The sequence below is a fragment of the Pseudomonas fluorescens genome (assembly GCF_900636825.1).
Classification (GTDB): domain Bacteria; phylum Pseudomonadota; class Gammaproteobacteria; order Pseudomonadales; family Pseudomonadaceae; genus Aquipseudomonas; species Aquipseudomonas fluorescens_BG.
On record NZ_LR134318.1, the window covers coordinates 1,635,292 to 1,661,883 of the forward strand.

A 26,592-nucleotide genomic window follows, 5' to 3' on the forward strand; every position below is an offset into this window, starting at 1 on the left:
CATGGCGTATCCTGCACGTTCTGATTACGGACGCTTTTCCATGCTGGTGATTTCCAACAACGTGCATCTGCCCGATGCCGAGATCGAATTGACCGCCATCCGCGCCCAGGGCGCCGGTGGGCAGAACGTCAACAAGGTGTCCAGTGCGATGCACCTGCGCTTCGACATACCCAACTCGTCGTTGCCTGAGTTTTACAAGGAACGACTGTTGGCGCTGCGTGACAGTCGCATCACCAGCGAGGGCGTGCTGATCATCAAGGCCCAGCAATACCGCACGCAGGAAGCCAATCGCGCCGATGCGCTGGAGCGGTTGGTCGAGCTGATTCTCAGCGCCACCAAAGTTGAAAAGAAGCGCCGCCCGACCAAGCCGACACTGGGTTCGAAGAAGCGTCGGCTGGAGTCGAAAACCAAGCGCGGCAACATCAAGGCCGGGCGCGGCAAAGTGGATTTTTAATCCTCGCGATATTTTGCCGTGTGTTTGTACAAATAAACGCTCAACCCCAAGCCGCTCAACGCCGCGAGGGCAGCGAACAGGAAGATCGAGGCAAAGCCGAATCCCGCCGCAATCGCGCCGGCCAGTGGCCCGGTGACACCCAGTGACAAATCAATGAACAGCGAATAAGCGCCAACCGCAGCGCCGCGACTGGACGCCGGCACCAGATTCACCGCTTCGACGCCCAGCGCCGGGAACACCAGCGAGAAGCCGAACCCGCTCAGCGCCGCCCCGGCCAACGCCCAGTGCGCGTCTGGTGCGATCCACAGCAGCAACAGGCCGAGGGTTTCCACCGCCAGGCAGGCAATCGCCACGCGGAAACCGCCGAGACGGTTGATCAGGTTGCCGAACAGCAGACGCGCGCCAATGAAGCTGGCGCCGAACAGGCTCAGACACAGCACCGCGTTATCCCAATGCTGTGTCGCGTAATACAGGGTAATGAAGGTGGCGATGGTGCCGAAGCCGATCGAGCCCAGCGCCAGCCCGCAGCCATGAGGGAAGACTTTACCCAGCACATGCATGAACGGCAGTCGCTCCCCGGCAACGACAGGCGCAGCGGTTTTCGGCCATGCCAGCGCCAGACCGAGCAAGGCGAGGAGGATGATGCTGACGCCCATGCTCCACAAGCCCAACCGGCTCACCAGCCAGACGCCGAACGGCGCGCCGATCGCCAGCGCGCCGTAACTGGCGATGCCGTTCCACGAAATCACCTTGGCAGTGTTGACCGCACCGACGCGGCCGATGCCCCAGCCAATCGAGCCGGAGCCGACCAGACTTTCAGCGCTGCCGAGCACCAGCCGGCCGATCAACAGGCTGATCAGGCTGAACATCGGCATCGTCGGCGTCCACGCTGAGATCAGCATGAACACACCGCTCAAGCCACAACCGGCCAAGCCAATCATTACCGCGCGTTTGCTGCCCTGGTTGTCGATGATCTTGCCGGCATATGGGCGGCTGAGAAGGGTGGCGAGGTATTGCACGCTGATCACCAGACCGGCGATCACCGCACCAAAACCCAATTCACTGTGGACATAACCGGGCAGCACCGCGAGCGGAATGCCGATATTCAGATAGCCGATGAAGGTGAAGAGGACGATGGAAACGACTTGCAGCGTGACCGCCAGCGGGCGCTGGGGCTCGGATATAGAGGACGACATGGGTAACGATCCACGGGAGCAGCAGATTAGATAGGCTGCTCATGATACCGACGTGAACCGATCACGGGCGGGTAAAAGTAAAACTATTTGCCGGGCGGCGCTTTCAGGGTTTTGCCGGGGCAACCAGGTGCGTGGTGACGAGCGCGGCGAGGGCATTCTCTTCGCTGCCGAAACGCTCTAGCAGAGCGGCTTGTTTTTCAGGCGAGAGACGGTTCCAGATGTCGATCATCTTCTCGGTGGTGCCTATGAGTACGGCAGCTTGGCTTTCGGAGAATTCGTCGGTCATGGCGGGCTCGCGGTTCAGGCAGTGTGGAAAGCGCATGTTAGCGCTTTCCACACGGTCTGTACGACGTGGTCTTACTCTTCGTTGTCGGCCGGGCGGCTCTCAACGGCTTCTTTCTGCTCGGGCTGTTGGGCGCCGGCTTGTTGCGTGGTCGTCTGCTCAGGTACGTGCAGGCTTGGGAAGGGGAGATTAGGAATCTCGTGCATGGTTGCGCTCCTCGCTAAGTCTGTTGATAGATCTGGTAGATCCGCGCTTCTACAAAGCCTGCGCAGGATACAGCAGGAAAAATGACAATCAGACTTTTAATTCAAATTAATGCGACAGATGGCCGCAGGGGCGGGGACCCCCACAGGTTATTTGTTGCCGGTCTGAAGGAAGACGCCCCTGTAGGAGCTGCCGAAGGCTGCGATCCTTTGATCTTGATGTTAAAAACAAAGATCAAAAGATCGCAGCCTTCGGCAGCTCCTACCGGGGAATGCGGGGAGTGGGTTATTTGCAGACGTCGGCGATCGCGTCGGCCAACAGGGCCAGGCGGGTAGCGTCGATGCCGGCGACATTCGCCCGGCCGGAGCTGACCATGTACACGCTGTGCCGCTCACGAAGGTTTTTCACCTGCTCCGGCGAGAGGCCAGTGTAGGAAAACATCCCGCGCTGCACGCCAATGTGCGCAAAGCGCTCGCGCAGGCCGTGCGGCTCCAGCGCTTCTACCAGGCCGCTGCGTAGCTGCGCGATGCGTAAACGCATGGCTTCCACTTCGTCGGCCCAACGGGCTTTCAGCTCGGGATCGGCCAGAATCGTTGCGACCACCGCAGCGCCATGATCCGGTGGCGTCGACCACAGGTTACGGGCGATGTTGGCCAACTGGCTGCGGATATCGATGAGCTTGTCGGCGCTGTTTGCGCAAACAATCAGCGCACCCGTGCGGTCGCGGTACAGGCCGAAGTTCTTCGAACACGAACTGGTGATCAGCAGCTCTGGCACTTGCGCGGCGAACAAACGAGTCGACCACGCATCCTGCTCCAGCCCATCTCCGAACCCCTGATAAGCGAAGTCGATCAGCGGCAGCAGGTCGCGGCTGCGCACGACCTCAAGGACGCGCTGCCAGTCGTCGTGGCTGAGGTCGAAACCGGTCGGGTTGTGGCAGCACGCGTGCAACAGCACCACATCACCTTTGGGCACTTCCTTGAGTACGGCGAGCATTGCATCGACGTCGAGGCGGTTGTCGCTGCCTACATAAGGGTAATGACTGACCTTGACCTTGGCAGCGGCGAAAATGGTTTCGTGGATCGGCCAGGTCGGGTTGCTCAGCCACACGCCTTTGCCCGGCAGGCATTGCGCGATGAAGTCGGCGGCCAGACGCAATGCGCCCGTGCCGCCCGGTGTTTGGGTGGCGCCGGCACGTTGTTCGGTAATCAGCGCCGAGTCGGCACCGAGCACAAGCTCGTTGATGACTTTGCCGAACAGTGGATTGCCGTGGCCGCCGATGTAGGTCTTGGTGTCCTGACTTTCGACCAGACGCGCTTCGGCGATTTTCACTGCTTCAGGGATCGGCGTCAGGCCTTGGGCATCCTTGTAGACGCCAACGCCGAGGTCGAATTTGCGCGGGTTGCTGTCCTGCGCATACGCCTCCATCAAGCCGAGGATCGGATCGCCGGGTACCCGGCCGATGGCGTCGAAGTGCATTACTTGCGTCCTTCTGCAGTCTTCGCCACTTCGTCCGTGCGCGCGGCCATGATGAAGTCGTTGCGATGCAGACCTTTGATCGAATGGCTCCACCAGGTCACGGTGACTTTGCCCCACTCGGTGAGCAGGCCCGGATGATGACCTTCAGCCTCGGAGATCTCGCCGACCGCGTTGGTGAAGGCCAACGCGTGCTTGAAGTTCTTGAACAGGAAAACCTTTTCCAGCTGCATGATGCCGTCGCGTACTTCGATGTTCCAGTCGGGGATCTGCTTGATCAGGATCGGCAGTTCTTCATCGCTGACTTGTGGCGCATCGGCGCGGCAGGCTTCGCAGTGGGCTTGGTTCAAAGTCGACATGGTTTATTCCTGAAATCGAGTGTGTTTTTTTTATTAAAGCGTATTTGCCGTCACGCTAAAGCAAAGTGACGGCAACTGACAGGCGCAATTGTCAGCAAAAGTCGCGGTTCAGGCGGCTTTGGGTTTTGGCGGAAATTTCGGCGCGTGCAGACCCAGCTGCATGCCTTGGCGAACCATGGCCATGATGTCTTCATGGGCGACATCGAACAGGCGCTTGAGGTTGGGCAGGACAAAGTACAGCGGTTGCAGAATGTCGATGCGGTAAGGCGTGCGCATCGCTTCGAGCGGATCAAAAACCTGGTGCTCCGGCTCGTCCGACAGCGAGTAAACAGTCTCTTTTGGCGAAGACAGAATGCCGCCGCCGTAGATGCGCTTGCCTTGTGGGGTATCGACCAGACCGAACTCGATGGTCATCCAGTACAGGCGCGCCAGATACACGCGCTCTTCCTTGCTCGCCTGCAGACCGAGTTTGCCGTAGGTGTGCGTGAATTCGGCGAACCACGGATTGGTCAACAGCGGACAGTGACCAAAGATCTCGTGGAAAATATCCGGCTCTTGCAGGTAATCCAGTTCTTCGCGGGTGCGGATAAACGTCGCCACCGGAAACTGTTTACTGGCGAGCAATTCAAAAAAGGTCTGGAAAGGAATCAGCGCCGGTACGCGAGCGACCTGCCAACCGGTGGTCTCGCCGAGCACTTTGTTGATCTCGCCCAATTGCGGAATGCGGTCGTGGGGCAGACCGAGTTTTTCGATACCGTCCAGATATTCCTGGCAGGCACGCCCTTCGATCACTTTCAACTGGCGCGTGATCAGCGTGTTCCACACCGCATGTTCTTCGGCGGGGTAATCGATAAAACCTTGCGCATCGGGCTCGCGGGCCACGTATTGCGTCTGCTTCATGCTGCTCTCCTGCTAGGGGAATTCGTTCTTGTTATGTCCAGCGATGGGTTTAGAAATACCGGAGAGCGGGGCGGTGCGCATCAGGTTGAAAATCACCTGCGTAGGAAAATTCTGCGGTTTTCGTAAAATAATCGTTACGCTTTCGCCGATTACTCGCGTTTACGCGGATATGCAGGTTTGAAAAGCTTGGCTACTGTCACATAATCTTGACAACTATCTGCGCGCCTCGACAGAAATGCCGGCGTCGTTCCCCTGTAGGAGTGAGCCTGCTCGCGATAGCGGTGAGTCACGACCGCTATCGCGAGCAGGCTCACTCCTACAGGGTTTTGTCTTCGTTCATCCGGATCCTTACCTATGCGAATCAAAGTCCATTGCCAAAACCGCATCGGCATCCTGCGCGACATCCTCAATCTGCTGGTGGAATACGGGATCAACGTCGCCCGTGGTGAAGTCGGTGGCGAGCATGGCAATGCGATCTACCTGCACTGCCCGAACCTGATCAACATTCAGTTCCAGGCATTGCGCCCCAAGTTCGAGGCGATTGCTGGGGTGTTTGGCGTCAAGCGGGTAGGGCTGATGCCGAGCGAACGTCGGCACATGGAGTTGAATGCCTTGCTCGGTGCCCTGGAGTTTCCGGTGTTGTCGATCGACATGGGCGGTTCGATCGTTGCGGCCAACCGCGCAGCCGCCCAGTTGCTCGGCGTGCGGGTCGATGAAGTGCCGGGTATTCCCTTGTCGCGTTACGCCGAGGATTTTGATCTGCCGGAGCTGGTGCGCGCCAACAAGTCGCGGATCAACGGCATGCGGGTGAAGGTCAAGGGTGACATCTTTCTCGCCGACATCGCGCCGTTGCAATCGGAACACGACGACAGTGAAGCCATGGCCGGCGCCGTGCTGACCTTGCACCGCGCCGACCGGGTCGGCGAGCGTATCTACAACGTGCGCAAGCAAGAGCTGCGCGGCTTCGACAGCATCTTCCAGAGTTCCAAGGTCATGGCGGCCGTTGTGCGTGAGGCCCGCCGAATGGCGCCGCTCGATGCGCCACTATTAATAGAAGGCGAAACCGGCACCGGCAAGGAGTTGCTCGCGCGTGCCTGTCACCTCGCCAGTCCGCGCGGCCAATCGCCGTTGATGGCGCTCAATTGCGCGGGATTGCCTGAGTCTATGGCCGAGACTGAATTGTTCGGCTACGGCCCCGGCGCCTTCGAGGGCGCACGCGCCGAAGGCAAGCTCGGGTTGCTCGAGTTGACGGCGGGCGGCACATTGTTCCTCGACGGTGTTGGAGAGATGAGCCCGCGTTTGCAGGTGAAATTGCTGCGCTTTCTGCAGGACGGTTGCTTCCGGCGAGTCGGTAGTGATGAAGAGGTTTATCTCGATGTGCGGGTGATCTGCGCGACTCAGGTGGATCTGTCCGAGCTGTGCGCGCGCGGCGAGTTTCGCCAGGATTTGTATCACCGCTTGAACGTGCTGTCGCTGCACATTCCGCCGCTGCGCGAATGCCTCGACGGGTTGACGCCATTGGTCGAGCACTTCCTCGATCAGGCCAGTCGGCAGATCGGTTGCGCGTTGCCCAAACTGGCGCCGGCGGCGATGGATCGGCTCAGTCATTACCACTGGCCCGGCAACGTGCGGCAACTGGAAAACGTGCTGTTTCAGGCGGTGTCGCTGTGCGACGGCGGCACGGTGAAGGCGGAACACATTCGCCTGCCGGACTACGGCGTGCGTCAGCCGCTTGGCGATTTTTCGCTGGAAGGCGGGCTGGACGAGATCGTCGGGCGTTTCGAGAAAGCGGTACTGGAGCGTCTGTATTCCGAACACCCGAGCAGTCGGCAATTGGGCAAGCGGCTTGGCGTTTCGCACACGACCATTGCCAACAAATTGCGCGAATACGAGGTCGGCAAAGACCTCGAAGCTTAAGATCAAAGGATCGCAGCCTTCGGCAGCTCCTACAGGATTACCCCATTTCCGATGTAGGAGCTGCGGCACGCTGCGATCTTTTGATCTTTTGATCTTTTGCCGCCAAGCGGCATGACACCGCCGGTTTTTCGTCTTCGATACATTGCAAATTTCCCCTCGCTATCCCTCAAGTCCTTTGTTTCATGGGCCTTTGGCTGCCAGAAAAAAGTTGGTCTGCAAATTGCTTATGGCTCAGCAGTACAGCGGTGGGCGGCAAACGTCCGGCATGCAGAGGAAAGAGTGTGGACAAGTACCTTTATGTGGCAATGACCGGCGCCAGCCAGAACGCGCTGGCGCAAAAGGCTCATGCGAACAACCTGGCGAACATCTCCACCAACGGTTTTCAGAAGGACCTGGAACAGGCCCGTTCGATGCCGGTGTTTGGTGACAGCTTTCCGGCGCGTGCGTTTGCCATGAGTGAACGTCCGGCCACTGACTTCTCGCCAGGCTCGCTGGTGGAAACCGGGCGTGACCTGGACGTTGCCGTGACCGGCAACGGCTTCATCGCCGTGCAGAACCCCAACGGTGGCGAAAGCTACGTGCGCACCGGCAGCCTCAACATCGACGCCCTCGGCGTATTGCGCGCCGGCAACGGCATGGCCGTGATGGGTAATGGCGGTCCGATTGCCGTGCCGCCTGAGCAGCAGGTCGAAGTCGGCGAAGACGGCACCATCAGCATTCGGGCGATGGGCGAAGGCCCGCGCGTCATGGCCGAAGTCGACCGCATCAAGCTGGTCAACCCGGACATCAAGAACATGAACAAAGGCCTCGACGGCTCGATTTACACCAAGGACGGCCAGCCTGCGCCAGCCGATGCCAACGTCAAACTGGTGTCGGGATTCCTTGAGTCGAGCAACGTCAATGCCGTCGAAGAAATGACTTCGGTACTGGCCTTGGCCAAGCAGTTCGAGCTGCACATCAAAATGATGAACACCGCCAAAGATGATGACCAGGCCATGGCTCGGGTCTTGCAGATCAGCTAATTATCAGAACGTCGCGCCGTAAAACAGGCGCACGAGGAGAATCGAATGCTTCCGGCTCTATGGGTTGCCAAAACCGGTCTGTCCGCCCAGGACACCAACCTGACCACCATTTCCAACAACCTGGCGAACGTGTCGACCACGGGTTTCAAACGTGACCGTGCCGAGTTCCAGGACCTGCTGTATCAGATCAAGCGTCAGCCTGGCGCCCAGTCGACTCAGGACAGCGAACTGCCGTCGGGTCTGCAGCTGGGTACCGGTGTGCGCATCGTCGGCACGCAGAAAAACTTCACCGCCGGCAGCCTGCAAACCACCGAGCAGCCGCTGGACATGGCCATCGACGGTCGCGGTTTCTTCCAGATCCTGCAGCCGGACGGCACCACGTCCTACACCCGTGACGGCACTTTCCACCTCGATTCCAATGGCCAGATCGTCAACGCCAGCGGTTTCGCGCTGGAGCCTGCGATCGTCATTCCGAACAATGCGCAGAGCTTCACCGTTGGCACTGACGGCACTGTGTCCATCACCGTTCCGGGCAACCCGGCCGCACAAGTGATCGGCAACCTGCAGACCGCCGACTTCATCAACCCGGCCGGTCTGCAAGCGGTGGGCAACAACCTGTTCCTGGAAACCGCTGCTTCCGGCGCGCCGCAAATCGGCACCCCAGGCCTGAACGGTTTCGGCACCACGCTGCAGAACACCCTGGAAGGTTCCAACGTCAGCACTGTTGAAGAGATGGTCAACATGATCACCACTCAACGCGCTTACGAGATGAACTCCAAAGTGATCTCGACCGCCGACCAGATGCTCTCGTTCGTAACGCAGAATCTGTAATCAAGTCTATGTGGCAGCCATGCGGCTGCCTGCAACACCGTGAGGTAGGGTCATGAAACGCTTCGTATCTGTTCTGGCATTGGGTGGGGTCGTCTCGCTCGCGGGCTGTGTCGCACCGACGCCAAAGCCCAATGACCCTTACTACGCTCCGGTGTTGCCGCGCACACCGTTGCCGGCAGCGGCCAACAATGGCTCCATCTATCAGGCGGGCTTCGAGCAGAACCTGTACAGCGACCGCAAGGCATTCCGGGTCGGTGACATCATCACCATCACCCTGAACGAGCGCACCCAGGCGAGCAAGAACGCCAACTCGCAGATGGACAAGAACAGCGACAACTCGATCGGTCTGACATCGTTGTTCGGTTCCAGCCTGACCACCAACAATCCGATTGGTAGCGGTGACTTGAGCCTGAACGCCGGCTACAGCGCCGACCGCTCGACCAAGGGTGACGCGAAGTCCGGCCAGAGCAACAGCCTGACCGGTTCGATCACCGTGACCGTGGCTGACGTGCTGCCCAACGGCATCATCGCCGTGCGTGGCGAGAAATGGCTGACGCTCAACACCGGTGACGAACTGGTGCGCATCGCCGGCATGGTCCGCGCCGATGACATCGCCACTGACAACACCGTGTCGTCGACCCGCGTCGCCGATGCCCGCATCACCTATTCGGGTACCGGCGCGTTTGCCGATACGAGTCAGCCAGGCTGGTTCGACCGTTTCTTCCTCAGCCCGCTGTTCCCTTTCTAGGTGGCTACGTTGAATCTGAAAAGCTTCATGCTGGCGGCGGCGCTGATGTCCGCAGCCTTCGCTGCACATGCCGAGCGACTGAAAGACATCGCGAGCATTTCCGGCGTGCGCTCCAACCAGTTGATCGGCTATGGCCTGGTCGTCGGGCTAAATGGCACCGGTGACCAGACCACGCAGACGCCGTTCACCCTGCAGACCTTCAACAACATGCTCTCGCAGTTCGGCATCAAGGTGCCGCCGGGTTCGGGTAACGTGCAGTTGAAGAACGTTGCGGCAGTGTCGGTGAGTGCCGATCTGCCAGCGTTTGCCAAGCCAGGTCAGCAGGTCGACATCACCGTATCGTCGATCGGTAACTCCAAGAGCCTGCGCGGCGGCACCTTGTTGCTGACCCCGCTCAAGGGTATTGACGGCAACGTCTATGCGATCGCTCAAGGTAACCTCGTGGTCGGCGGTTTTGATGCCGAAGGTCGCGACGGCTCGAAGATCACCGTCAACGTTCCGTCGGCCGGTCGCATCCCTGGTGGTGCGTCGGTGGAGCGTTCGGTGCCGAGCGGTTTCAACCAGGGCAACAGCCTGACGCTGAACCTCAACCGCTCCGACTTCACCACGGCCAAGCGCATCGTCGACAAGATCAACGACATGCTCGGCCCTGGCGTCGCTCAAGCCATCGATGGTGGTTCGATCCGGGTCACTGCGCCGCTCGATCCGAGCCAGCGCGTCGACTATCTGTCGATCCTCGAAAACCTCGAAGTCGACCCGGGTCAGGCGGTGGCGAAAGTCATCATCAACTCGCGTACCGGCACGATTGTCATCGGCCAGAACGTCAAGGTTTCGCCAGCCGCCGTGACTCACGGCAGCCTCACCGTGACCATCACCGAAGACCCGATTGTCAGCCAGCCAGGCCCGTTGTCGAACGGGCAGACTGCGGTGGTGCCACGTTCGCGCGTCAACGCCGAGCAGGAAGCCAAACCGATGTTCAAGTTCGGCCCGGGCACCACCCTCGACGAAATCGTCCGGGCGGTGAATCAGGTTGGCGCGGCACCGGGTGACTTGATGGCGATTCTCGAAGCACTGAAGCAGGCCGGCGCATTGCAAGCCGACCTGATCGTGATCTGAGGACAGCCATCATGGATATGCGCAAAGGCAGTCTGGTCAGCAACAGCGATTCGGGTTCGTACTCCGACCTCAATCGCCTGAATCAGCTGAAAGTCGGCGACAAGAACAGCGACGGCAACATGCGCAAAGTGGCGCAGGAATTCGAGTCGCTGTTCATCGGTGAAATGCTCAAATCGATGCGCTCGGCCACCGATACGCTGGGGCAGGACAATCCGCTCAACACCCCGGCGGCCAAGCAATATCAGGAAATGTCTGACCAGCAACTCGCTGTGTCCATGTCTCGCGAGGGCGGTGGTATCGGCCTGGCTGACGTGCTGTTGCGCCAGATGCAGAAGAACAAACCGATGGCTCCGGGTGAGGCTGCTGCCGCATCCGCCGCCAAGCAAGAAGAAGCCAGGGCCAAAGCCGCTGCCGTGGCGACGCCGATTGCTGCCGGAACCACCGCCATCAACGGCCCGCTGTCGCGCGTCAATGGCGAACGTCCGCTGTGGGCGTCGCGTTCCGGGCGGGTGTCGAACAGCGCCGATGTTTCGCACAGCAATGACATGGCGATGATCAACAAGCGTCGCCTGGCGTTGCCGCCGAAACTGGCTGATCGTTTGCTCGCAGGTCTGGTGCCGTCGGCGACGCCGACAGCCACGCCGGCGCCGAACAACTTGCTGCCGCGCGCCCCCACGGCCGCCGCGGCGCCGACCGCCGTCGCCACAGGTGCCGGTCCGTTGTACAACGGCGACTGGCTGGCCCGCGCCGAAGATGCAAAAGCGGCTGGCGGACAGATGCAGGTGTATGGCCGCGCCATGGCGCAGATTCCGTTGGCGCCGGCGAAGAAAGCCTTCAGCTCCGCCGACGAATTCGTCAACACCATGCTGCCGATGGCCAAGGAAGCTGCCGACCGCATCGGCGTCGATCCGCGTTATCTGGTGGCGCAAGCGGCACTGGAAACCGGCTGGGGCAAATCGGTCATGCGCGCCCAGGATGGCAGCAGCAGCCACAACCTGTTCGGCATCAAGGCGAGCAGCAACTGGAAGGGCGATTCGGCGCGAGCGATCACCAGCGAATTCCGCGACGGGCAGATGGTCAAGGAGACGGCCCAGTTCCGCTCCTACGCCTCGTACAAAGACAGTTTCCATGATCTGGTGACTTTGCTGCAGAGCAACAATCGCTATCAAGATGTCCTGAAGTCTGCCGATAACCCAGAACAGTTTGTACGCGAGTTGCAGAAGGCCGGTTACGCCACCGACCCGAACTACGCGACAAAGATTTCGCAGATTGCCAAGCAGATGAACAGTTTCCAAAACTACGCTGCGGCGGGTGTATCCACCACGCCTTTATAAGGCACAAGGTATAAGGTCTGAACCATGAGTTTGCTCAATATCGGGATGTCAGGACTGTCGGCCAGCCAGTCCTCTTTGGCTACGACAGGCAACAACATTGCCAACGTCGACACCGCCGGTTATTCACGTCAGCAAACCGTGCAGGGCACCAAGTCGTCGCAGCAGTTCGGCACTGTGTTCATCGGCACCGGTACAACCCTGGCCGATGTACGCCGGGTCTACAACTCGTATCTGGAAACCCAATTGCACACGGCGACTTCGCTCGACAGCGAGTCGGCCGCGTTCTTGAAGCAGGCGACCCCGCTGGACGCCATGCTGTCGGACACCAACACCGGCCTGACCGGCGTGCTGCAGAAATTCTTCACCTCGCTGCAGGGTGTATCGACCTCGGCTACTGATGACACGTCGCGCCAGTCGGTTCTGACCGGTGCACAGGCGCTGACCAGCCGCTTCAATACCCTTGCCAAACAGCTGAACGATCAGAACACCACGATCAACGGCAGCCTCGCCGACATGGCGGCGCAGGTGAACAAACTCGCCACCTCGATCGCCAATCTCAACCAGAAGATCGGTGAGATTTCCACCAGCGGCGGCGCGCCGAATGACCTGCTCGATTCGCGTAACGAAGCCGTGCGCCAACTGTCCGAGTTGACCGGCGCGCAGGTCGTCGAGCGCGGCACCAGTTTCGACATCTATGTCGGCAGCGGTCAGCCGCTGGTGATCGGCAACACCACCAATACCCTGAGCACTGTGCCGCTCAAAGACGACCCGTCGCGCGTGGGCATTCAGATGGATCGCGGTTCGAGCACCATCGACATCACTTCGGTGATCAGCGGTGGCGAAATCGGCGGTCTGCTGACCTATCGCAAGGAAGTCCTCGACCCTTCGCTCAACGAGCTGGGGCGTGTTGCGCTGGTGGTTGCTGACCAGATCAACAGCCAGCAGGCGCAGGGCATCGACAAGAACGGTGACTTCGGCGCCGCGCTGTTCAACAACATCAACAGCGCCGCGTTGATCAGCCAGCGCAGCATTGCCAAAGATGGCAACAGCGCAGGGTCGGGCAACCTTGATGTGACCATCAAGGACACCGGCAAGCTGACCACCAGTGACTATCAGGTGACGTTCACCAGCGCCACTGATTACACCGTCAAGCGTTCCGACGGCACCGACCTGGGCGCGTTCAGCACCACCACCAATCCGCCGCCGGTGATCGACGGCTTCAGCCTCGCGCTGAACGGCGGCGCCCTGAGCGCCGGTGACAGCTTCAAGATCACCCCGACCCGTGGCGCCGCGGCGAGCATTCAGACGGTACTCAGCGATCCGAAGAAGATTGCCGCAGCAGCGCCATTGACCGGTACGGCCAGCGCCGCCGGCCTGGGTACTTACACGCAGCCGACGCTCAGCGACAAGATCGACATTTACAACCCGACTGCCCAGGCTGACATGCAGGCAGCGCTGAAGAATTCGACGCCGGTCAAACTGGTTTTCGGTGCGGCCAGTGGTGGCAGCCAGTCGTACAACCTGGTGGACGCCAAAGGCGCGACCATCGGCACCGGCACCATCGTGCCCGGCCAGGCGAATACGCTGAACCTGAAAGTCGGCATCGTCGATGCCAGCGGCAACCCGGTGATGGACACGACCGTCACGCCGAACGTGCAGAAGACTTTCACCGTGCAGACCACCGTGGGCGGTACGCCGAAGTCCGGCGAAACCTTCACCATGAACCTGACCGGCGCGGCGTCTTCGGACAACCGCAACGCCCAGGCACTGGTCGCCCTGCAAACCAAGCAGACCGTCGACACCGGTTCGGCGAGCAAGGGCATCAGCCTGACCGACGCCTACAACACCCTGGTGACCAACGTCGGTACCAAGACCGCCCAAGGCAAGTCCGACAGCGCCGCGACCACAGCAATTCTGGATAACGCCAAAGGTGCACGCGATTCGCTGTCCGGGGTCAACCTGGATGAAGAAACCGGCAACCTGGTCAAATACCAGCAGTACTACACAGCGTCTTCGCAGATCATCAAAGCTGCGCAGGAAACTTTCGCCACGCTGATCAACAGCCTTTAAGGAGTCGTAATTCATGCGCATTTCCACCGCCCAGTATTACGGCACGCAAGCGTCGGACTATCAGCGTAACTTCAACAAGGCTGTGGCCAGCGCCAGCGAAGCGAGCAGCCTGCAGCGCATCAACACGGCGGCCGATGATCCGATTGGCGCCGGTCGTTTGCTGCAGTTGGGCCAGCAGGCCGCGATGCTGGATCAGTACAAGACCAATGTCGACACCACCAAAAGTTCGTTGACCGTGCAGGAGTCTACGCTGGAATCCATCACCACGGCATTGGCGCGCGCCAAGGAACTGGCTTTGGCCGCCAACAACGGCACGGCCACCGACAAGGACCGCCAGGCTTACGCCTCGGAACTGGGGCAGATTCAGCAACAAGTGCTGGGCCTGATGAACGCCAAGGATGCCGGCGGCAACTATCTGTTCTCCGGTTCGAAAACCGACACCGCGCCGTACTCGCAAAATGCCGATGGCACGTATTCCTACAACGGTGACCAGACCACCATCAATCTGGGCATTGGCGATGGCATGACCGTCGGCACCAACACCACCGGTTGGGCAGCTTTTCAGCAAACCATCAATACCGCGCGCACCAACGTCACCATGACCGCTCCGGCCGTGGATGATGGCCGCGTTGTGCTGTCCAACGGCACGGTGGGCACCGCCGCGACCTACGATTCGAAGTTCACCGCCGGCCAGCCATACACCGTCAGTTTCGTCAGCAGCACCCAGTTGAAAATCACTGATGCCTTGGGCAACGACGTGACCGCTGAAGCGAGCCAGAACGGTCTGGTCAGCAACAGCAGCGGGGCCAACCAGACGATCAGCTTCCGTGGCATCGACATGAAGCTGAACGTCAACCTGAAGGCTGGTGACACCAACCCGGACGCAGTCATCGCCGGCCACAGTTTCGAGTTGTCCACCGCATCTGACTCGTTCACCACTGCGCGCAGCCCGGGTAACCCGTCGACCGCAGTCATCACCGGTTCGAATATCACCGATCAGGCAGCCTACACCGCGGGCTTCCCGCAGGGCGGCGCCGTTCTCAAGTTCACCAGCGCCACCGCGTTTGATCTGTACGCTGCGCCAGTCACGGCCGACAGCAAACCGGTGTCTTCGGGCACTGTAGTGGGTGGCAACGCGACTGCCGCGGGCGTGACCTTCGCGCTGGGCAATACCCCGGCTGCAGGCGATCAGTTCTCGATCCAGGCGAACGATCACCAGACCCAGAACGTGCTCGACACCTTGGGCCAGATGATTACCGCGCTGAATACGCCGAGCGACGGTGATCCGGTGGCCAAGCAGAAATTCCAGAACGCGATGGAGGCCGGGATCGGCAACATCGATGCCGCGAGCAATCAGATCGGCACGGCGGTCACCGAGATCGGTGCGCGTGGTCAGGCGCTGGACATGCAGGCCATTACCAACGACAGCCTGAGCACGGCCAACTCAACCACGCAAGGTTCGATCCGCGATTCGGATCCGGCCGAAGTGATGACGCGCCTGACGCTGCAACAGACCATGTTGCAAGCCTCGCAACTGGCCTTCAGCAAAATCTCCCAGTTGGGTCTGTTCAACAAGATCTGACCGTGAGCGGGCGCGCAAGCGCCCGTGTTGTCCTGTTCCTTCAATAGTTAATGTCTTTTTGCGGTTTCAAGGGCTCGCTTTCTGAGCGGGCTCGCACCGCCTGTGAGCCCGCCGTGAATTCACTCCCCCTCGTCAGTCTGGTCATCCCCGCATTCAATCCGCGCTTTTTCGAGCGCGCGCTGAACAGTGCCGTGAGCCAGAGCTACGCGCCTCTCGAAATCATCGTTTGCGACGACAGTCGCGGTCAGGCGATCGAAGCCATTGTCGCGTCAGTGGTCGAGCAGTCCGGCGTTGCCGTGCGCTATGTGCGTAACCCGCGCACGCTGGGCATGGTCGGTAACCTCAAGGCGTGCCTGGAGCAGGCGCAGGGCGAATTCGTCAAGTTTCTGTGCGACGACGATCACCTCTATGCCGCCTGCATCGAGCAGCAGGCCCAAGAGATGTTGCGCGAGGAAGTCAGCCTGGTGCTGGCGCAGCGGCTGTTGTGGGATGCCGATGACATCATTCTTCCGGCGCGGCTGGAAAATACTTCGTTGTCGCCGGCCAGCGGCTTGTTCAAGGGTGATGACCTGCTGGGGATCTTCGAGAAATTCCCGGTCAATGTGCTCGGTGGATTCAGCAACGCATTGTTCCGTCGTGCCGATCTTGCGGAGCTGTTGCCGGCCCTGACGCAAGAAGGTCATTGCTTTGTCGCGACACTGGATTTCGCCCTGTTCGTGTGCCTGATGCGCCGCGGCAACATCGCCGTCTCAAACAACGTCCTGAGTGCCGAGCGGCTCTACCCGGAACGCCTTAGCGCCCAGCAGTCGATGAAGGATGCGGTCGAGGTCGAGCGCGAGTGGATTCTGCAGATGCTCAAGGCTCGCAGCGGTGAGGCCGCGCCTGCGCCAGGCTGGGTTCGCTATGTGCCGTTGAGCAAAGCCGACGAGGCGCCGCGAGCGTGGGAAGAGCTGCCGCTGAGCCGTACGCTCGGCACCAAGCAAAGCCGTCAGGAGTGGTGCGTCGGTATCGATAGCTGGAGCTTCGCCGAACTGTACGCGCACTGGCTCGAATGCCGCGCCCTCACCGAAGGGCAACGCAAAGTGCTGCCCGAAACCCTCGCCGCGTGGTCGCACCAGCCGCGGATTGTGCCGATCGTCATTGATGCTGAAGGCAGTCGCGACGCTGTCGAGCGCACACTTGAGGCGCTGGCCGCGCAGGATTACTCGCCAGAGCTGATTTTGCTTTTGTCTGCATCCAGCACCGAGGCGCAGCTGGATGGGCGCGTGTTCCGCATGCCTTTGCAGGACGATGGTCTGGAACAGATCAACAGTCTGCTGCCGCAACTGGAGGGCGCCGACTGGTTCTATCTGTTACAGGCTGGCGACCGTCTGGTGATGCCGGCATTGCTGGTGATGGCTGACCGAATCGCCCATGACCCGTCGTTGACCTGTCTGTATAGCGACGAAGGCAGCCTGCGCAACGGCGAGTCCGCCGAGCCTGCGTTCAAACCGGATTTCAACCTCGACCTGCTGCGCAGCTATCCGTACGTCGGACGTGCTTTGGCGTTCAAGCGTGAACGCTTCCTTGCGCTCGGTGGATTCACCGCGACGTTCGCCGAACTGGCGCCGCACGACATGCTCTGGCGCATGGTCGAAAGCGACGGCACGCAAGTGGTCGGGCACGTTGCCGAGGTTTTGCTGGAATCGCCGTTCGATCTTGGTGGCTGGCTTGCCCACCCAGGCGTCATTGCGCAAAACCCGCGTGTGCTCGAAGCCCATCTGCAACGACTGGGGATCGCTCACGAGATCCGTCGCGGCAGTTCTGCTTTGCTCAATCGCGCCGATTATCGCCATGCCCGGCGACCTTTGGTGTCGATCATCATCGTCACCCAGGATCAGACCGCCGCCGTCCAGCGTTGCGTAGAAACGCTGTTGGAAAAAACTGCCTACAGCGAGTACGAGCTGTTGCTGGTCGATAAAGGCAGCGAAAGCGCCGAAGCCTTGGCGTGGCTCGATGGCATGGCGCAATTGGGCAGTGATCGCATTCGTGTCTTGCGTTATCCCCAACACGGCAACACATCGGCTTTGCACAACTTTGCGGTGCAGCAGGCCCGAGGCGAATACATTCTGCTGCTCAATACCTTCGCGGTGATCACCCACGCCGAGTGGCTCGACGAGCTGCTCAATCAGGCGCAGCGTCCGGAAGTCGGTGTGGTCGGCGCCAAAGTGTTCAACCCCGACGGTTGTGTGCTGCACGCCGGTCTGATTCTCGGCCTGCAGGGTGCGGTCGGACTGCCGTTTTATGGTCAGGCCTTGCAGGCCGACGGCTACATGTTCCGCTTGCAGGCAGTGCATGACCTGAGCGCCGTGGGCGGTGATTGCCTGATGGTGCGCAAAGCCGTTTACCAATCTGTCGCAGGGCTCGATGAGCAGGATTTGAAGCAATCGCTGAACGTGGCCGACCTGTGTCTGCGGATCGGCCAGGAAGGTTATCTGGTGGTATGGACGCCCTATGCCTTGCTCGCATTGGGCACCCGCCCGAGCGTGGCGGCGAGTGCTGACGAAGACCAGCAGCACGTGCATGAGCAGGAAACTTTTTACAAGCGCTGGTTGCCGCGCATTGCTCGTGATCCGGCGTTCAACGTCAATCTGTCGTTGCAAGGTGTCGGCGCCACCAGTTTCAGTCTCGAGCCAGGCCTGCGTACCGGCTGGAGCGCATTTTCCACCGCGCAGTTGCCGAACGTACTGGCGGTACCGATCAACGCTTCTGCCATCGGTCACTACCGCATGAGCCAGCCGCTGATCGAGCTGGAAGCGGCGAACCGTGCGCAGGGCCGGATCTGTTACGGCTTGCCGTCGATCATCGATATCGAGCGCCAGTCACCGGACGTCATCGTCTTGCAAGGGCGCTATTCGCAAGGGGCGATCGACGAGATTCCGCCGCTGAAAAAGTTCTCTCATGCGCGGCGCATTTTCGAACTCGACGACTACGTGATCGATGTTCCTCATCGCAACGCGCATATCCGCAACATGCCCAACAAACATGAGATGGAGCGCATGGTGCGCCAGGCGATCGGTCTGTGCGATCGCGTAGTCGTGTCGACCCAGCCGCTGGCCAATGCGTTGGCGGACATGCACCACGATATTCGTGTGGTGCCGAATATGCTGGCGCAGGACTTGTGGAGCAACCTGCGTGGCCAGCGCCGTACCTCGAAAAAGCCGCGCGTCGGTTGGGGTGGCGGCACCAGTCACCACGGCGATCTGGCCGTGATCGCCGATGTCGTGCGCGAGCTGGCCAATGAGGTCGACTGGGTATTCTTCGGCATGTGCCCGGATGACTTGCGTCCTTATATGCATGAGTTCCACGGAGTGATTCCGCTGGATGTCTACCCGGCCAAACTGGCGAGCCTGAATCTCGACCTGGCTCTGGCACCGCTGGAATTCCACATCTTCAACGACTGCAAGAGCAACCTGCGTCTGCTCGAGTACGGCGCCTGCGGTTTCCCGGTGGTCTGCACCGATACCGAAGCGTATCAGGGCTACTTGCCGTGTACGCGGGTCAAGACCAACAGCACGGATGAGTGGCTGCAAGCGATTCGCATGCACTTGGCTGACCCGGATGCCAGCTACCGCATGGGCGATGATCTGCGCGAAGTGGTGCTGCGCGATTACGTGCTGCGCGGCGACAACCTGCGGTATTGGGAAAATGGCTGGCTGGCGGATTGATTCGCGATAACGCCCACTAAAAACATCCCCCTGTAGGAGCTGCCGCAGGCTGCGATCTTTTGCTCTTTTAATTTGAGATCAAAAGATCGCAGCCTGCGGCAGCTCCTACACCGGAAGGCGTGGCGCTGATGCATCAGAGGCTCGCTGTAAACCGGCTCCCAGCGAGCTGGCGCTGGCAGGCGGATCACTCCGCAAAATCCCCTCCCGAAAACATCTCCCCCTGTAGGAGCTGCCGCAGGCTGCGATCTTTTGCTCTTTTAACCCGAGATCAAAAGATCGCAGCCTGCGGCAGCTCCTACACCGGAAGGCGTGGTGCTGATGCGTCAGAGGCTGGCTGTAAACCGGGCTTCCACCGAGCTGGCGCTGGCAGGCGGATCTCCCGCAAAACCCTCCGCCGAAAACATCTCCCCCTGTAGGAGCTGCCGCAGGCTGAGATCTTTTGCTCTTTTAATTTGAGATCAAAAGATCGCAGCCTGCGGCAGCTCCTACAGCGGAAGGCGTGGCGCCGATGCGTCAGAGGCTGGCTGTAAACCGGGCTTCCACCGAGCTGGCGCTGGCAGGCGGACCATTCGTAAAACCTCCCGCCGAAAACATCTCCACCTGTAGGAGCTGCCGCAGGCTGCGATCTTTTGCTCTTTTAATTTGAGATCAAAAGATCGCAGCCTGCGGCAGCTCCTACACAGGAAAGCGTGGCGCCGATGCGTCAGAGGCAGGCTATAAACCAGCTCTCACCGAGCTGGCGGTCCGCAAAACCTCCCGCCGAAAACGCCCCCCTGTAGGAGCTGCCGCAGGCTGCGATCTTTTGCTCTTTTAATCTGAGATCAAAAGATCGCAGCCTGCGGCAGCTCCTACACCGGAAGGCGTGGCGCCGATGCGTCAGAGGCTGGCTGTAAACCCCCTCTTACGGAGCTGGCGCGTTTCCTGCAAGTGCCCGGTAAATCGCCATAAAACGAGCGCTCGCGGTCATCCCACCTGCGCCCGGATCGGCAAAAGGTTTGGCCAGACGGCCCGCGCAGCTCAACGAAGCCGCATGCGGCCCGGTGACGCACGAGAGGGGAGACGATGAAGGCAGTAATTTTGGCGGGTGGCCTCGGCACGCGCATCAGTGAAGAGTCGCACCTCAAGCCCAAGCCGATGATCGAGATCGGTGGCAAGCCAATTCTCTGGCACATCATGAAGCAGTATTCCGCGCACGGAATTCACGACTTCGTGATTTGCCTGGGCTACAAGGGCTATGCGATCAAGGACTTCTTCGCCAACTACTTCCTGCACACCTCCGACGTCACTTTCAACATGCGCGAGAACCGCATGGACGTGCACCAGAATTACAGCGAACCGTGGAGCGTCACGCTCATCGACACCGGCGAGGAAACCATGACCGGTGGCCGTCTGCTGCGCGCCGCGCGTTATCTGGAGGATGAAGAGGCGTTCTGCTTCACCTACGGCGACGGCGTTTCTGACATCAATATCGCCGGGCTGGTCGACTACCACAAAGCCCACGGGCGACTGGCGACCGTCACGGCTGTGCAACCGCCGGGTCGCTATGGCGCCCTTGAACGTCAGGGTGATCAAGTGCTCGGTTTCACCGAAAAGCCTCGTGGCGACGGTGGCTGGATCAATGGCGGCTTCTTCGTGCTTTCGCCGAAAGTGCTGCCCTATATCGCCGATGACAGCACGACCTGGGAGGCCGAACCTCTGGCACGCCTTGCTCAGGACGAACAGCTCAAAGCCTTCGAGCATGAAGGCTTCTGGCATCCAATGGACACCCTGCGCGACAAGAACCATCTCGAAGCGCTGTGGCAGAGCGGGGAGGCCCCATGGAAGCAGTGGGCCTGAGTGCGGATTTCTGGCGTGGCAAGCGCGTTCTTGTCACCGGACACACCGGCTTCAAGGGCAGTTGGCTGACCCTGTGGCTGCAAAGCCTCGGCGCGCAAGTCAGCGGCTTTTCCCTTGATCCGTCGACCGCACCGAGCCTGTTCGAACTGGCGCGTGTGCACGAAGGCATTAACGATCAGCGCGGTGATCTACGCGATCTCGGCGCCTTGCTCGAAATCATCGCCGAGACTGAACCTGAGATCGTTCTGCATCTGGCCGCTCAGCCATTGGTGCGCGAAGGCTATCGCGATCCGCTCGGTACTTACTCCAGCAATGTCATGGGCACGCTGAACCTGCTTGAAGCGATTCGGCAGATCGGCGGCGTGCGCGCCTGCGTGCTAGTGACGACCGACAAGGTCTACGCCAACAAGGAATGGCTGTGGCCGTATCGCGAAGACGAAGCCCTCGGCGGTCACGATCCTTACAGCAGCAGCAAGGCCTGCTGCGAACTGCTCGCGCAGTCGTATGCCGCGTCGTTTTTCCCGCCCGACAAACACGCCGAGCACGGCCTGGCCCTGGCCACCGCGCGTGCCGGCAATGTGCTGGGCGGCGGTGACTTTGCTCCCGAGCGGTTGATTCCCGATGTGCTGAAAGCCTGGACCGCCGACGAGCCGGTGACCCTGCGCTATCCGCAAGCCGTGCGTCCGTGGCAACACGCGCTGGAGCCGCTGGCCGGTTATCTGCAACTGGCGGCCGGGCTCTACGAATACGGCCCGGAATACGCCGGTGCATGGAACTTCGGCCCGGGCGAGGCGGATATGTGCAGCGTCGGCGAAGTGGTCGAGTTGCTCGCCAACCGTTGGCCGCAAGCGCGCGGGCTGCGCATCGAACCGAGCGAGTTGCATGAGGCCGGCCTGTTGCGTCTGGACAGCAGCCGCGCGCGTCAGGTGCTTGGCTGGCAGCCGCGCTGGTCGTTGCAGGCCTGCCTGGCACAAACCCTGGATTGGCATCTGGCGTGGCAGAACGGCGATGACATGCGCGCCGTGACCCTCGGCCAACTGAACCTGTACCGAGGCGCGCTGTGAGCGAGTTCTCTCTGCAGCCGCTGCCGCTGGCCGGATTGTTCAGCGTTCAGCACAAGCGTTTCGAAGATCAGCGCGGGCACTTTGCCCGGCTGTTTTGCGAGGGCAGCCTGAGTGCGTTCGGCAGCGAATTTCACATCCGCCAGATCAACCATTCCTGTACCCGCGAGAAGGGCAGTGTGCGCGGTCTGCATTATCAGAATGCCAACGCTCCCGAGGCGAAATTGATCACCTGCCTGCGCGGCGAGGTCTGGGACGTGGCGGTGGATCTGCGCCGCGATTCCGAGACGTTTCTGCACTGGCACGCCGAGCACCTGAAGGCCGGTGACGGCAGAAGTCTGCTGATCCCGGCCGGCTTCGCCCATGGCTTCCAGACGCTCACTGACGACGCCGAATTGCTCTATCTGCATAGCGCCGACTACGCGCCGGAGCACGAGGGCGGCTTGTCGGTGAATGATCCTCGGCTGGCGATCGCCTGGCCATTGCCTGTCAATAATTTGTCAGCGCGCGATTCCAGCCATCCCGCGCTTGATCAACACTTTGCTGGAGTGCATCTATGAATTGCCGTGGGTGCGCCGCACCGCTGAGTCTGCCGCTGATCGACCTCGGCACCTCGCCACCGTCCAACGCCTACGTGCACGCCGATCGCCTCGAGCAGGCCGAGCAATGGGTGCCGCTGAAGGTCGCCGTGTGCCAGCAATGCTGGCTGGTGCAGACCGAGGATTACACCCGCGCCGACAGCCTGTTCGATGCTGAATACGCTTACTTCAGTTCGTTTTCCAGCACTTGGCTGAGCCACGCCGAGCGCTACGTTGCCGAGATGGTCGAGCGTTTCGGATTGACCGCTGACAGCCGTGTGGTGGAAGTCGCTGCCAACGACGGATACCTGTTGCAATACGTCGCCGGTCGCGGCATTGCGTGCCTGGGTGTTGAGCCGACCCGCAGCACTGCGCAGGCAGCCCGAGAAAAAGGCCTGGAGATTCGCGAACTGTTCTTCGGCCGCGACACCGCCACGCAATTGCGCAGCGAAGGCTGGGACGCCGACTTGATGGCGGCCAACAACGTGCTCGCCCATGTGCCGGACATCAACGATTTTCTGGTAGGGTTCGCGACGCTGCTCAAGCCGACCGGCGTAGCCACTTTCGAATTTCCGCAGTTGCTGACGCTGATGGCCGGCGCGCAGTTCGACACGCTGTATCACGAACATTATTCCTACCTGTCGCTGACCGCCGTGCAACGCCTGTGCGAGCGCAATGCTCTGGAAGTGTTCGACGTCAGCCAACTGACCACTCACGGCGGATCGTTGCGCGTGTTTGTCCAGCGCCAGGACGGCCAGCGTCGCCCGGTTCAGCCAGCGGTGCAGCAGCAGTTGCAGGCCGAACTGGAAGCCGGGGTGAAAACCGCCGGGTACTACGCGACCCTCGCGCCAGCCGCCGAACGCATCAAGCATGACTTGCTGCGTTTTCTGTTGCAGGCCAAAGCCGACGGCAAGCGTGTGGTCGGTTATGGCGCAGCGGCCAAGGGCAATACGTTGCTCAACTACGCCGGGGTCAAACCGGATCTGCTCGCCTGGGTGGCCGATGCCAACCCGCACAAGCAAGGCAAGTTCATGCCGGGCAGCCGCATCCCGATTGTTGCGCCCGCGCAGATCGACATCGAGAAGCCCGATTACGTATTGGTGCTGCCATGGAACCTGCTGCAGGAAGTCAGTCAGCAACTGGCGCAGGTGCGTCAGTGGGATGCTCGCTTTGTGATCGCCGTGCCTGAGTTGAAAGTGCTGTGAAGGTTCTGGTCACAGGCGCTACAGGTTTTGTCGGTCGGCATCTGGTTGCCGCATTGCTGGCGCGCGGCTGCGAGATTCGCGCCGTGGCGCGCAGTCTGCAAAAAGCCCAGAGCATGCCATGGATCAATGACGTCGAGTTCGTGAGTGCGGATCTTCACGCGAGCGATCTCGACATCGCTGCGCTGATGGAAGGAGTCGATGCGCTGGCACACTTGGCCTGGCCTGGCTTGCCAAATTATCGGGCGCTGTTCCATTTCGAACACAACCTGATGGCCGACTATCGCTTCATCAAAGGCGCGGTGGAGGCGGGCGTGAAGCAGGTGCTGGTGACCGGCACCTGTTTCGAATACGGCATGCAAAGCGGCCCGCTCAGCGAAAGCAGCGAACCACGGCCGAGCAATCCCTACGGTCTGGCCAAACACACGCTGCACCTGTTTTTGCAAAACCTGCAGCAGGAGCGGCCGTTCACCTTGCAGTGGGCACGTCTGTTTTATCTGCATGGCGAAGGGCAAAACCCCAACAGCCTGTTGGCGGCACTGGACCGCGCGATCGATGCCGGCGAGCCGTCGTTCAACATGTCGGCCGGTGAACAGCTGCGCGATTTTTTGGCCATTGAAAGCGCCGCCGGGTACCTCGCCGCGATCCTGCAACAACGTGACTTCAACGGCGTGATCAATTGCGCCAGCGGCCAGCCGGTTTCCGTCCGTGCGCTGGTCGAGCAACGCCTGCGTGAACGCGATGCGGCGCTGCAACTCAACCTCGGCCATTACCCCTATCCCGGCCACGAGCCGCTGGCGTTCTGGGCGGTGACCGAGCGTCTGCAACAGTTATTGGGAGCGTCGCGATGAAGCACGAGTTGTATCGGGTCACCGACTTGCCGGTGCTGCAAAATCGCACGTTTGCCGACGCGGCGACGGCGCAGGCCTCGGCCCGCGCCGACATGCTGTTGGTGCAGGACGAACGCAGCGGTCTGATCTTCAATGCGGCCTTCGACGCCGACAAGCTCAGTTACGACGCCGACTACCAGAACGAACAGGCGCATTCCGGCCAGTTCCAGCAGCACCTGAGCGACGTCGAAGGCATCATCGCCAAGCATTTCAAGGGCCAGGAACTGATCGAAGTCGGTTGCGGCAAAGGCTACTTTCTGGAGCTGCTCAAGGGCCTCGGCTATTCGATCACCGGCATCGACCCGGCTTACGAAGGCAACAACGCCGCGGTGATCAAAGCGCCATTCACCCGCGGTCTGGGGCTGGCGGCTGACGGCATCGTGTTGCGCCACGTGCTGGAACACATTCAGGATCCGCTGAGCTTCCTCGCCGAAATCGCCGACGCCAATCAGGGCGGGCAGATCTACATTGAAGTGCCGTGCTTCGACTGGATCCTCGACCATAAAGCCTGGTTCGATCTGTTCTACGAGCACGTGAATTATTTCCGGCTCGATGATCTGCGCCGCATGTTCGGCACCGTGCATGAGGCGGGTCACCTGTTCGGTGGCCAATACCTGTACATCGTCGCTGACTTGGCGACCTTGCGCCTGACCCCGACACAACCGGTGCCGCGCCTGACCCTGCCGGACGGGTTCACCGCCAGCCTGGATCGCGCGGTGCAGATTATCCGGTCCGCGCCTGAGCAGGGTTCGGCGATCTGGGGGGCGTCGTCCAAGGGCGTGATCTATTCATTGTTTCTGCAGCGCGCCGGCGTCGCGGTAGATCGCGTGGTGGACATCAACCCGGCCAAACAGGGGCGTTATCTGCCATTGAGCGGTGCCCGAGTGTCCTCGCCTCAGGAGGCGATGGATGCGCTGCCTGAAGGCGCCAATCTGTTTGTAATGAATTCCAATTACCTCGAAGAGATCAAGCGGATGACCGGTGGACGCTACGTCTATCACGCCGTCGACAGCGCTTCGTTTCAGTGACCCTTGAGACTATCAAAATGACCGACAACAGCATCAACCAAGCCTTCGAAGCCGAGTGCCGGGAACAGATCGCCCAGCAGGGTGAGGACCAGAAACTCACCGGCCTGGCGCGGGACTTCTTCAACGAATCGGCCAAGCATAAATACAGCTACCACTTCTCGTGGATGGGCCGTCCGATCATCCAGTTGCCGCAAGACATGATGGCGATGCAGGAAATCATCTGGCAGGTCAAACCGGATCTGGTCATCGAATGTGGCATCGCCCACGGCGGTTCGATCATCTACTACGCCTCGTTGCTGGAGCTGCAAGGGCACGGCGAAGTGCTGGGCATCGACCTCGACATCCGCCCGCACAACCGTGAAGCGATTGAAAGCCACCCGATGGCCAAGCGCATCAAGATGATCGAAGGCTCGAGTATCGACCCGGCCATTGCTGCGCAGGTGCAGGCTGCGGCCAAGGGCAAGAAAGTCATTCTGGTGCTGGACTCCAATCACACCCACGACCACGTGCTCGAAGAGCTGCGCCTGTACGCACCGCTGGTATCGGTCGACAGCTACTGCGTGGTCATGGACACCGTGGTTGAAGACATGCCGGCCGATTTCTTCCCGGACCGTCCATGGGGCCCGGGCGACAACCCGAAAACCGCGGTGTGGAAATACCTGGAAGAGAATGGTGATTTCGAGATCGACCAACAGCTGCAGAACAAGCTGCTGATCACTGTGGCGCCGGATGGATATCTGCGTCGCGTTCGTTAATTCGCAACATCCCCGAAGCGTTATCCTGGCGAGTCGCCGGTTG

23 protein-coding genes are annotated in these 26,592 nt (G+C 60.5%); 17 read left to right on the plus strand and 6 right to left on the minus strand.

Annotated elements, in window-relative coordinates:
* Positions 1-40: 40 nt before the first annotated feature.
* On the plus strand, positions 41-454 hold the full coding sequence (arfB, locus tag EL257_RS07480) for an alternative ribosome rescue aminoacyl-tRNA hydrolase ArfB (RefSeq protein ID WP_126361184.1): 414 nt from the start codon (positions 41-43) through the stop codon (positions 452-454).
* Here the strand turns inward: arfB and EL257_RS07485 are convergent.
* The 6 genes from EL257_RS07485 to phhA form a co-directional block, all read right to left on the minus strand.
* Entirely contained in the window at positions 451-1,650 is a 1,200-nt protein-coding gene (locus EL257_RS07485) for an MFS transporter (RefSeq protein ID WP_126361186.1), read from the minus strand. The genes arfB and EL257_RS07485 overlap by 4 nt on opposite strands.
* Before the next feature lie 103 nt (positions 1,651-1,753).
* Positions 1,754-1,936: a hypothetical protein gene (locus EL257_RS07490; protein WP_126361188.1), complete on the minus strand. Its 183-nt coding sequence runs from the start codon at positions 1,934-1,936 to the stop codon at positions 1,754-1,756.
* A 71-nt stretch (positions 1,937-2,007) separates the two neighbouring features.
* Positions 2,008-2,139 (minus strand): hypothetical protein, encoded by a 132-nt coding sequence (locus EL257_RS28195; RefSeq protein WP_256573958.1) that lies wholly within the window; start codon positions 2,137-2,139, stop codon positions 2,008-2,010.
* A gap of 283 nt (positions 2,140-2,422) precedes the next feature.
* Positions 2,423-3,616 carry an amino acid aminotransferase gene (locus EL257_RS07500; protein WP_126361190.1) on the minus strand — a complete coding sequence of 398 codons (1,194 nt, stop codon included), beginning with the start codon at positions 3,614-3,616 and terminating at the stop codon, positions 2,423-2,425.
* Positions 3,616-3,972 (minus strand): 4a-hydroxytetrahydrobiopterin dehydratase, encoded by a 357-nt coding sequence (locus EL257_RS07505; RefSeq protein ID WP_016771115.1) that lies wholly within the window; start codon positions 3,970-3,972, stop codon positions 3,616-3,618. The genes EL257_RS07500 and EL257_RS07505 overlap by 1 nt, the downstream gene beginning before the upstream one ends.
* 108 nt (positions 3,973-4,080) lie before the next feature.
* The gene (gene phhA / locus EL257_RS07510) at positions 4,081-4,872 is read right to left on the minus strand and encodes a phenylalanine 4-monooxygenase (RefSeq protein WP_126361192.1); all 792 of its coding nucleotides are present in this window, start codon (positions 4,870-4,872) and stop codon (positions 4,081-4,083) included.
* Between the two features lie 354 nt (positions 4,873-5,226).
* On the opposite strand from phhA, the gene EL257_RS07515 reads away from it, so the two are divergent.
* From EL257_RS07515 to EL257_RS07595, 16 genes are all read left to right on the plus strand, one after another.
* The gene (locus EL257_RS07515; protein ID WP_126361194.1) at positions 5,227-6,789 is read left to right on the plus strand and encodes a sigma-54-dependent transcriptional regulator; all 1,563 of its coding nucleotides are present in this window, start codon (positions 5,227-5,229) and stop codon (positions 6,787-6,789) included.
* A gap of 281 nt (positions 6,790-7,070) precedes the next feature.
* Positions 7,071-7,811, plus strand: coding sequence for a flagellar basal body rod protein FlgF (locus EL257_RS07520; RefSeq protein ID WP_064390829.1), 741 nt, complete (start codon positions 7,071-7,073; stop codon positions 7,809-7,811).
* Positions 7,812-7,856: 45 nt separating this feature from the next.
* The gene (gene flgG, locus EL257_RS07525) at positions 7,857-8,642 is read left to right on the plus strand and encodes a flagellar basal-body rod protein FlgG (RefSeq protein WP_003222804.1); all 786 of its coding nucleotides are present in this window, start codon (positions 7,857-7,859) and stop codon (positions 8,640-8,642) included.
* Between the two features lie 52 nt (positions 8,643-8,694).
* Positions 8,695-9,390 carry a flagellar basal body L-ring protein FlgH gene (gene flgH / locus EL257_RS07530; protein WP_126361196.1) on the plus strand — a complete coding sequence of 232 codons (696 nt, stop codon included), beginning with the start codon at positions 8,695-8,697 and terminating at the stop codon, positions 9,388-9,390.
* Between the two features lie 27 nt (positions 9,391-9,417).
* The gene (locus EL257_RS07535) at positions 9,418-10,506 is read left to right on the plus strand and encodes a flagellar basal body P-ring protein FlgI (protein WP_049802112.1); all 1,089 of its coding nucleotides are present in this window, start codon (positions 9,418-9,420) and stop codon (positions 10,504-10,506) included.
* 11 nt (positions 10,507-10,517) lie between these two features.
* The gene (gene flgJ, locus EL257_RS07540; RefSeq protein WP_126361200.1) at positions 10,518-11,840 is read left to right on the plus strand and encodes a flagellar assembly peptidoglycan hydrolase FlgJ; all 1,323 of its coding nucleotides are present in this window, start codon (positions 10,518-10,520) and stop codon (positions 11,838-11,840) included.
* Positions 11,841-11,864: 24 nt separating this feature from the next.
* The gene (gene flgK, locus EL257_RS07545; RefSeq protein WP_126361202.1) at positions 11,865-13,910 is read left to right on the plus strand and encodes a flagellar hook-associated protein FlgK; all 2,046 of its coding nucleotides are present in this window, start codon (positions 11,865-11,867) and stop codon (positions 13,908-13,910) included.
* Positions 13,911-13,923: 13 nt separating this feature from the next.
* Positions 13,924-15,492 carry a flagellar hook-associated protein 3 gene (locus tag EL257_RS07550; RefSeq protein ID WP_126361204.1) on the plus strand — a complete coding sequence of 523 codons (1,569 nt, stop codon included), beginning with the start codon at positions 13,924-13,926 and terminating at the stop codon, positions 15,490-15,492.
* 113 nt (positions 15,493-15,605) lie between these two features.
* On the plus strand, positions 15,606-19,199 hold the full coding sequence (locus tag EL257_RS07555; RefSeq protein ID WP_126361206.1) for a glycosyltransferase: 3,594 nt from the start codon (positions 15,606-15,608) through the stop codon (positions 19,197-19,199).
* A gap of 1,062 nt (positions 19,200-20,261) precedes the next feature.
* Positions 20,262-21,035: a glucose-1-phosphate cytidylyltransferase gene (rfbF, locus tag EL257_RS07565; RefSeq protein WP_126361210.1), complete on the plus strand. Its 774-nt coding sequence runs from the start codon at positions 20,262-20,264 to the stop codon at positions 21,033-21,035.
* On the plus strand, positions 21,017-22,099 hold the full coding sequence (rfbG, locus tag EL257_RS07570; protein ID WP_126361212.1) for a CDP-glucose 4,6-dehydratase: 1,083 nt from the start codon (positions 21,017-21,019) through the stop codon (positions 22,097-22,099). The genes rfbF and rfbG overlap by 19 nt, the downstream gene beginning before the upstream one ends.
* Complete coding sequence (gene rfbC, locus EL257_RS07575; protein WP_126361214.1) at positions 22,096-22,656, plus strand: dTDP-4-dehydrorhamnose 3,5-epimerase; 561 nt, start codon at positions 22,096-22,098, stop codon at positions 22,654-22,656. The genes rfbG and rfbC overlap by 4 nt, the downstream gene beginning before the upstream one ends.
* Positions 22,653-23,879 (plus strand): class I SAM-dependent methyltransferase, encoded by a 1,227-nt coding sequence (locus EL257_RS07580; RefSeq protein WP_126361216.1) that lies wholly within the window; start codon positions 22,653-22,655, stop codon positions 23,877-23,879. The genes rfbC and EL257_RS07580 overlap by 4 nt, the downstream gene beginning before the upstream one ends.
* Positions 23,876-24,727 (plus strand): NAD-dependent epimerase/dehydratase family protein, encoded by an 852-nt coding sequence (locus tag EL257_RS07585; protein WP_126361217.1) that lies wholly within the window; start codon positions 23,876-23,878, stop codon positions 24,725-24,727. The genes EL257_RS07580 and EL257_RS07585 overlap by 4 nt, the downstream gene beginning before the upstream one ends.
* A complete protein-coding gene (locus EL257_RS07590) occupies positions 24,724-25,794 on the plus strand; it encodes a class I SAM-dependent methyltransferase (protein WP_126361218.1) in 1,071 nt (356 codons plus the stop codon). The genes EL257_RS07585 and EL257_RS07590 overlap by 4 nt, the downstream gene beginning before the upstream one ends.
* A 17-nt stretch (positions 25,795-25,811) precedes the next feature.
* Entirely contained in the window at positions 25,812-26,549 is a 738-nt protein-coding gene (locus EL257_RS07595; RefSeq protein WP_126361219.1) for a cephalosporin hydroxylase family protein, read from the plus strand.
* Positions 26,550-26,592: the final 43 nt, after the last annotated feature.